The sequence below is a fragment of the Parasynechococcus sp. genome, from assembly GCF_042954245.1.
Taxonomy (GTDB): Bacteria; Cyanobacteriota; Cyanobacteriia; order PCC-6307; family Cyanobiaceae; genus Parasynechococcus.
The window spans coordinates 1-7457 of the sequence record NZ_JBGKDP010000137.1; the positions used below are offsets into that span (position 1 = coordinate 1).

The window sequence follows — 7457 nt, forward strand, 5'->3', positions numbered from 1 at the left end:
AGCACTACCACCAGGGATTGCAAGCCGGCACTGTCGGTAAGCCAGGGCAGTTGCCCTGCAGCATTGCTGAGCTGCAGCGAGAGGAAGCCCAAAGGGCCAACGGTGCCGGCGATCGCGGCCACAACAGATAAGCCATCTACCAGGTGACCGATCAGGCCATCTACCCAGCTGCGCGGCACGATGTTCACCAGCAGGGATCGGGGACGCAAGGGTTCACCGCGTCGCTCCAAGATCGAAAAGGTGATGGTGGTGGTGGTAGCCACCAGCGCCCAGGCGAGGAATCCCCAGTGCAGAAAACTCACCGCCAGGGCGGGATCCACTGCTGCTGCTGTGCTGCCTTCGACCCCTGCAAACACCGGTGATGGGTTCTGGAAGTGATAGAGCGGTTCTGCCGCCGACCAGAACACACCACCACCCGCCAGCAGGGTGCAGATCAGCACCGCGCACCAATCAAAGAATTTGAGGCTTGGCTTGGCTTCCGCACCGCCAAGCCGGAGTTTACCGACAGGGCTGATGGCCAGAATCAGCGCGATCAGAAACACCAGCACCACCATCCACTGCCAGATCCCGCCGAAGGCATCACTGATCACGGCTTTGCCGTTGTCGGTGAATTGCTTGGCCAACACCAGATCGATGGCCGACAACAGCAGAAAGATCATCAGGGGAGCAGCACCCACCCACAGGGGGGGCTGTCGCCACCAGGAGCACTGGCTCGTAGGAATGTCAGACATCAGGTGAGGGGTCAGTGGTCAGGCGTGAACAGCGTCGCGTTGGTGGCTCCAGCAGGAGAGATCCACCGCTGGTTGTTCGCCACTGGCGAGGCGTGCCAGGGAATCACCGATCAGGGGAGCGAACTTGAAAGCCTGGCCGGAACCTCCCGCAAACAGGCTCAGCTTTGGGGTGAGCCGGTCCAGTACGAAGTTCACGTCGCTGGCCATGGAGTAAGGGCTGATCACAGTCTCCACCCGCTCCTGCACACCGTCCAGTTCGTTGAACAGGAAGGCATCGAGCAGCTCCACCAATCGGGTCTGTGGCTCGGTGACCATGGCGTTGGATTCGGCAACGCGCAGGTCCCGCGGGGCCCAGTCGATGCCCGCCTTGACCCGGGGGCGTCCATCACTGGTGTGGCTAAGTACAGGAAATCCGTAGTAGAGACCACCGTCATCGCCGCGTTCCTGTTGGAAGCAGAACCACTGCGGGTAGCGATCGGCCAGCGCCGGGTCGACCGTGTAGTGGGCCCAAAGCATTGGCCACACTTCCAGTTTTGGTGCGAGGCCAAGGGGAGCCAGCAACAGCTGGCTCCAGATCCCGCAGGCCACCACCAGCTGTCCGGCGGCGATGTGTGCGCCGCTCTCCAGGGTGACGCCTCCGCCGTCTGGATCGAGGACCGCCACGGGGCAGTGCTCGATCAGCTGATGGCCGGCATTGCGGGCGGTGTTGATCCAGTGGGCCACGACTCTATCGCTGCGCACAGCACCCGCGGTTGGCTCAAACAGTCCGGTGAAGCCCGCCTTCGGCTTCAGCGGGAAACGATCAGCGATCTGGTCGGCATCGAGGGCCTCATAGGGAATACTCTGGTCGTCCATGACCCGTCGGGCCCCAGGGATCGACCCTTCGATCGTTTCCTCATCCCAGCTTTCGCCGTAGAACAGCAGGCCGTGGGTCTCCCGCAGTTGCTGACCAGCGTGGGTTTCCTCATCGCGCCAGAGGCGGTTGGCCTCCTGGGCTAGACGGCAGAGCACCGGGTCGGAGTACATCTCACGGAACATCCGGGTTTCGCCGTAGCTGCTGGCCTTGGCATGGGCCAGGGTCTGGGCTTCCAGCAGCACCACATCGCGCACGCCGCGGCGGGCCAAGAATGCAGCACAGCTGAGGCCGGCCATACCGCCGCCCACGATCACCACGGCCGCACGGCTGGGCAGGGAGGAGGGTGTGCTCATTCGCTCTCTCCAAAGCTGAGGCCGATGGGCTCCATGGAGGGTGTCGCCGCGACTTCCTCGAGGGCAGCAGCCACTGACAATCCCTGTTCGCGCTGATTGAGGTAGTCGCTGGCACGCCGGCGCACCTCATAGCGAACGAAGGCATAGACGTCTTTGGCACCTGCGTCCTTCCAGGCGTCGGGGGAGAACCGTTCAATCGAATCGGCGATCACGGCGCCGGCATTCACCAGGGGGTCCGGCAGCACCCTGACACCGCGGCGACGCAGGTCATCCGCCAACTGGGGTTGTTGGAAGGGGGCATTGGCCGCAGGCACCACGGCGGGGGTCCGCAGCGCCGTCGCCATCTCGGTGTTGATCAACCCGGAGATTGAGCAGGGCAGCAGCAGGTCGAGGTTCAACTCCCACCAGGTGCAGCTGTCCGGCAACGGCCTCGCACCGGGCAAACTGGCTTTCTCGCGATCCAGATCCACCGTGAACACGGTCCAACCGTGCTCGACGAGATGGCGTGCCACCGTGCCACCCACAGCACCGCAGCCGTGCACCAGGGCCCGGCCCGGCCGGGCGTCGTTGAGGTCTTTATCCAGCACGGCTTCCACGGCTCCGAGGGTGCCATGGGCGGTGGCAGCACTGGCGTCCACGGGGCTACCGACCGCCGCCAGCACATGGGGGGTGAGCGCCGTCAGACGCTCCATGTCTTCCAGGCTGGTGTTGAGATCGCAGCCGGTGATCATGGCCCCATCAAGCGACTCCAGCAGCTCGGCGGTGACGCTGATCAGCTCATCCTTGACGGCATTAGGTTCAGCGGCCCGGGCGACGATCTTGCCTCCGGCGAAACCGGTGCCGTAGAGATCGTGCTTGTGGGTCATCAATCCCGCCAGCCGCTGACCGTCGACGATGCAGGCCTCATCGCTCAGGTAATTGAGCACACGCAGGCCTCCGTTGGCGGGGCGCTTGGTATCGGTGTCTTCCGCCACCACGAACACTGAGAGGTGGTCGGAAACGTGTTCCGCCAATACTGACACGGTCGGCGCTGGCTTCTTGCTTTTGCTCATCAGGCCACCTTCTCCATCATCTGGTGGTGTTCGACGTAGTCGAGGCTCCATTCGCTGGGGGCTTCGGCGATGCGCTGTTGCAGACGCTCGAACACCGTGTCTGCTGCGGCATCACCGGCAGCGCTGGCGAAGCTGTGGCGGCTCCAGCTGCGGATCGTCGCCATCAGGCCGGCGGCGAAGGCGGCGGCGGTGTCATCGTTCTCGTCCCAGCGGCGGCGGTAGGGGCACTTCACGTACACGGTGCGTTCGTCCACCAGCCGCAGGCCGTTGCGATAGGCGGCACTGTTTTGGTCCTTCAGCGGAGCCATGAACTCCTCGGGGGACTTGTAGAAGTTCAGAACCGTGCCTTGTTTGTACTGCTCCTGGCTGATCAGGCCTTCCTCGGCCATGCCCCGCCAGATCTGGTGCAACTGGTCATGCACGTTGCGGGTTTCGCCGCCGTTGTGCCCCAGATAAAGCCCTGCTTTATTCCGGGAGAGGTTCACGGTCAGCAGGCGGCCGCCCACCTTCAGCTCGCGGCTGCGCAGCTCGAGGATCTGGCTCCAGTCCTTCATCGCCTGGGCAGTGAAGCGCTGAAGCGCATCGGCATCACCGGAGGCCAGCACGTGGGTATGGCTGTCGAGCGGGCCTGGGGAGGTGCTCAACCAGTGCATGGCCGTGGCGGAGAAGCCGAAACTCACCGAGTTCGGCGCCACGGACGGCTCGTAGAAGCTGCGGGCACTCACCAGCACCGTTGGCTTCGGATCCCGGGGGATCTGCAGGGCCAGGTTGTTGGCCAGAGCAATGTTGTCGTTGCTTGGCAGGTCGTTGCCGATCAGCGTCAGGTGTGCCGTCGGCTGGTTGGCATGCAAACGATCCAGCACCTGGTTCCAGAGCCCGACAGCGGTGCCACCGTCGGCAGCTCCGTAATCGATTAGGACATGGCTGTCAGCGACAGCCAGTTGATTCACACAAGTCAGGGCCCAGTCCGAGGCAGCTTCGATGCACAGAAGAGCACCCTCGGTCTGCGCGCTGTAACCCGTGGTCATGGCGATAGCCATGGACCTCGTCAGCGGCAGACCTCACCGTACAGAGCATGCTCTGGAAGCCTCTGAATCGCGGGTCTTCTTCCACTTACTTCGATCAACTGGCGCACCTCAACGCTCCACTTCGTGTGGAGCGTCTACCGGAAAAGCAAGGCAAGTTCTGCTCACCCAGGAGCCTCGGGGCCTAATCCCTGAAATGCTGATGGTTGATCTCAATGATTGAAAACCTGTTCAACCTGCAAGAGGTCGGACACCATGGACATGCTCAGGCATGGGTTGTGTCTGCTCAGATCACCTGCAGTGAAGTGGATCTGAAGTGGTTCGGACAGATAGACACCACTTCCAGCTGTTCCCCCCCACAAAGGGGCTCCCTGGAACTCCGCGGAACACCGGCCACGGGGCCCTAACAACAGGAAGCCATGTCCATCTATCTGAATCGACCCGAAGCCCAGTCGTCGAGGACGATGGCGGCAGACAACCGCCATGTCCGCCGCTGTCCACGGTGTCTACGGCCAGGGTTTCAGGGCTCTGAAGGCCGGGACCGAACCGGCCTGGAGACGTTCACCCAACCCCATCGCCTCCAGCCCAGCGATGGCCTTCCTGAACCCCTTCGCACCACAATCGTGGATGCGCTGGGTGCCCTTGTCCTTGGCGTCCTGCCAGGTGATCACGTCCTGCTTAGGAACGTCGTTCTCCCAGCTAAGGGAATGGATGTGACGCATCAGCTCGGTGCCGATGCTCTCCGGGGGCTGGTCAAACTCCCGGGTCTTTGAGACGACCTGATCCACCATCGCGGTGGCCGCCCGCACGAGATCGAGACAGATCTCAGCAGTGGGGTCCTCACCCGTCCACACCAAATGAAGGAGCACCGACAACCGAGGCGCATTGGCGCTGGTCTTGCCCAACATCGCGGAGATGACCGACGGCGTTGAAGGCTTGAACGCCTCCAGCTGGTGGGCGCGAAACCAACCATTTAGATGACGGCGAGCCTCTGCGCTGAGTCGATACCGACGGGGTGGCAGCTCATACAACAGACGCGCATAGAAGGCCAAGACCCTTTCCGCCTGCTCGAACGCCTCCTACTCCTCGACACTGATCGGATCGTCCTTCAGCTCCAGCGGTTTGAGGGGGCACTTCACTATCAGGATCCGGGCAAATTTGCCGCTGGCGTGAGAGCCGTTGATCAACTCCCGCAACACCTCGTCCTGGACTCCACCGAACAGGGAGACATGGCAAGAGGAATAGCTCCGCACCTCACCCGTACCGGCCTTGCTAACGCGGAGAGAAGAGAAGTACAGCCATCACCGTCGTAAGACTCTAAAAATTGAGCTTCAGCGGTCCCCCTGCTGCGCCTGGTGTCGGACTCGATCCCTCGCGGCATCCCGCTCAATTCAGCGCGGGTCAGCAGGACACCAAGGCCAGCCTGCTCATAGAACTGCAGCCACATCCCGAGCGCTTCCGGAGAGAACTCGTTCTGATGCAGCGGGCACCGGTGGGGAGGGTGCTTGTCGCGATCCTGGGGATCGGCGTCCTCCCATTCCTTCAACAGCTTGTCGAACCGCGCCTTCCCCTCCGCCTGGAGCTGGCGCTGGCGGGTCGCATCGGAGATGAGGGCTTTTTGAATTGGGCTCTTGGTCAGGCCGCTCGGTTCCACCAGCCTGACGTAAAGGTTGGCCGGGGCATTGCAGCGACCATCCGGCGACACCTTGATGCCAAGCTTGAGTGGGCCGCTGAGAACATCAGCAAAAGCGATGACTACGACCCAGCCGACGAAGTGGATTGGGCCTACATGATGCGAGAACTGGGATACGACGGCGAGCTGTTCCTGCTGTTTGAGGAAGGTCGTGGAGGTCTTTAAGCAGCCTCTGCATCAATGCTGTCTACGGTTGCCTGAGTGTCTTTTAAGACCTGATCAGCCTTCTGCATCAACTTGTAGCAAGTGTCTTTGTCTGTGGCGGTGTACACAGCTTCCATCAAGAGGATGCACTTCTCTTCTTAAGACACCTGTCAGCCGCGAGTCAGTCGATAATGCCGCAATCCTGGAGTTGCGCAGTAGCCAAAAATACTTAATTCTTGCCCACCAAATATATAAATAGCTAATTAGGTAAAACACTTGAAACCTGAAGACTCTTTAAGCAGCACTCGGCATCCCATCGATCAGCAAATTCCAGGCACAGCCCACTCGATACGCACACAACAAAGCGCTTTTCACCAAGCTGATGCACCATCGGCGGAGGCCGAGAAATCATGCTGAATTCTTGGATCATCTCTCTTCTACTTTGTCTAATGGTCGGTTAATAATCCGCTCTTAAATGCATCAAGCGGCACACAATGAGATCAAGTGGCGGAATTCTAATGAGATGTGTTATCCAGAAGCTATGGACACTAAATCACTCAAAGAATCCTGGGAGAAGTTGACCGAACATGGTTACACACTGAGTCGCCCTATTCCTGAAGTGGTGAACATCATCACGCCAACGGGTTACTCGACTCAGATTCGATTGAAATGACTGCCCAGCTACGCCCGCTACGTGCGGTGATTTCCGAGATCCTCATCTTCTTGAGGCGGCGCAGCCCCTTCGATCGGTCGGGCTGACTTTCAACAGCCTTTACCGAATCAATGATGTGAGGCCACGGACCCGCGAGGAGAAACGAGTTCTCCCCAAGCGATGCAGATACCGCTTAATAACGCTGACGAGGCATTGGGCAATCGAGTGCAATGCACCAAATCTTTCCCGTTATTGGAAGACGGAGTTAAGCGCAGAAAGCAAGCCCTCTTCCCAGATGCCGTGGGATGAGGACTGGATTGTCTGCCAGCTAACGGGTCGCTCTCCCGTGCTGCCGCGATGACTCACTCAGTCGTAGAGGAGGTGTCGCAGGAACCATTGATAGGGAATCGCCCGTGGTCTTGGACAGCATTTTTCGGAGACCTTTGGGATCAAAAATTTCTTCCATGAGCCTCTGTTCAACTGGTACCTCTGACTACTGACGAGATGCTCGTCGATCACGTTTGCCGCTCCATGAAGCGGTACCGATGACACAGCTGCCAAACACCTATTCCTTGTATTAGCACAGGCATACTGAATACAGGAAGATCGTGGAGGAGTGGGGCTTTGTCGGCGAACGCGACCTGGAGAACTGGAAGGGTGGTATGGCGTGCATGACCTACCAACGCTTCACCTATGGCGTCGATGAGCACTGCCACACATGGTTGGCCTGCAACCTCAGGCAGACCGGGTGAACACCTAAAGAAGCGTTGCAAGCTCTGGGCGCCGACCTGGCAGAAGGAGATGGGCTGGGCTGCTAAAGCTGGGCAACGCTGAAAACCCGAGAGTTGACTTAGGCGTACAATATTTCTGTAGCAGCCGCTACATAATGTTCACCCCCTTTCGCAGGGGCGCAGACACTCCAAGCCACGGAACGGAGACTTGGAATTTTCT

8 protein-coding genes are annotated in these 7457 nt (G+C 60.1%); 2 read left to right on the forward strand and 6 right to left on the reverse strand.

Translation table 11 applies throughout. From position 1 onward, the window contains the following. From ACGVJ8_RS06000 to ACGVJ8_RS06025, 6 genes are all read right to left on the reverse strand, one after another. Positions 1-731 (reverse strand): BCCT family transporter (locus ACGVJ8_RS06000; RefSeq protein WP_392346337.1); only part of this gene is annotated, 731 nt, incomplete at its 3' end. A gap of 18 nt (positions 732-749) precedes the next feature. After that, entirely contained in the window at positions 750-1940 is a 1191-nt protein-coding gene (locus ACGVJ8_RS06005) for an FAD-dependent oxidoreductase (protein WP_392346339.1), read from the reverse strand. Next, complete coding sequence (locus ACGVJ8_RS06010) at positions 1937-2992, reverse strand: Glu/Leu/Phe/Val dehydrogenase dimerization domain-containing protein (RefSeq protein WP_392346341.1); 1056 nt, start codon at positions 2990-2992, stop codon at positions 1937-1939. Before ACGVJ8_RS06010 ends, ACGVJ8_RS06005 begins: the two co-directional genes overlap by 4 nt. After that, a complete protein-coding gene (locus ACGVJ8_RS06015; RefSeq protein ID WP_392346343.1) occupies positions 2992-4032 on the reverse strand; it encodes an SAM-dependent methyltransferase in 1041 nt (346 codons plus the stop codon). Before ACGVJ8_RS06015 ends, ACGVJ8_RS06010 begins: the two co-directional genes overlap by 1 nt. A gap of 491 nt (positions 4033-4523) precedes the next feature. Beyond that, positions 4524-5069, reverse strand: coding sequence for a DUF3987 domain-containing protein (locus tag ACGVJ8_RS06020; protein WP_392346345.1), 546 nt, complete (start codon positions 5067-5069; stop codon positions 4524-4526). A gap of 27 nt (positions 5070-5096) precedes the next feature. Beyond that, complete coding sequence (locus ACGVJ8_RS06025) at positions 5097-5270, reverse strand: hypothetical protein (protein WP_392346347.1); 174 nt, start codon at positions 5268-5270, stop codon at positions 5097-5099. Between the two features lie 71 nt (positions 5271-5341). On the opposite strand from ACGVJ8_RS06025, the gene ACGVJ8_RS06030 reads away from it, so the two are divergent. Together ACGVJ8_RS06030 and ACGVJ8_RS06035 are read left to right on the forward strand one after the other, a co-directional pair. Beyond that, positions 5342-5875, forward strand: a complete 534-nt coding sequence (locus ACGVJ8_RS06030) for a hypothetical protein (RefSeq protein WP_392346349.1) — start codon at positions 5342-5344, stop codon at positions 5873-5875. 1239 nt (positions 5876-7114) lie between these two features. Next, positions 7115-7258, forward strand: coding sequence for a hypothetical protein (locus ACGVJ8_RS06035; RefSeq protein ID WP_392346351.1), 144 nt, complete (start codon positions 7115-7117; stop codon positions 7256-7258). Positions 7259-7457: the final 199 nt, after the last annotated feature.

What these genes read in the sequence shown, in the direction of transcription:
- ACGVJ8_RS06015 (WP_392346343.1), bottom strand. Translation starts at nt 4,032, where the DNA reads ATGGCTATCGCCATGACCACGGGTTACAGCGCGCAGACCGAGGGTGCT.
- ACGVJ8_RS06005 (WP_392346339.1), bottom strand. Translation starts at nt 1,940, where the DNA reads ATGAGCACACCCTCCTCCCTGCCCAGCCGTGCGGCCGTGGTGATCGTG.
- ACGVJ8_RS06010 (WP_392346341.1), bottom strand. Translation starts at nt 2,992, where the DNA reads ATGAGCAAAAGCAAGAAGCCAGCGCCGACCGTGTCAGTATTGGCGGAA.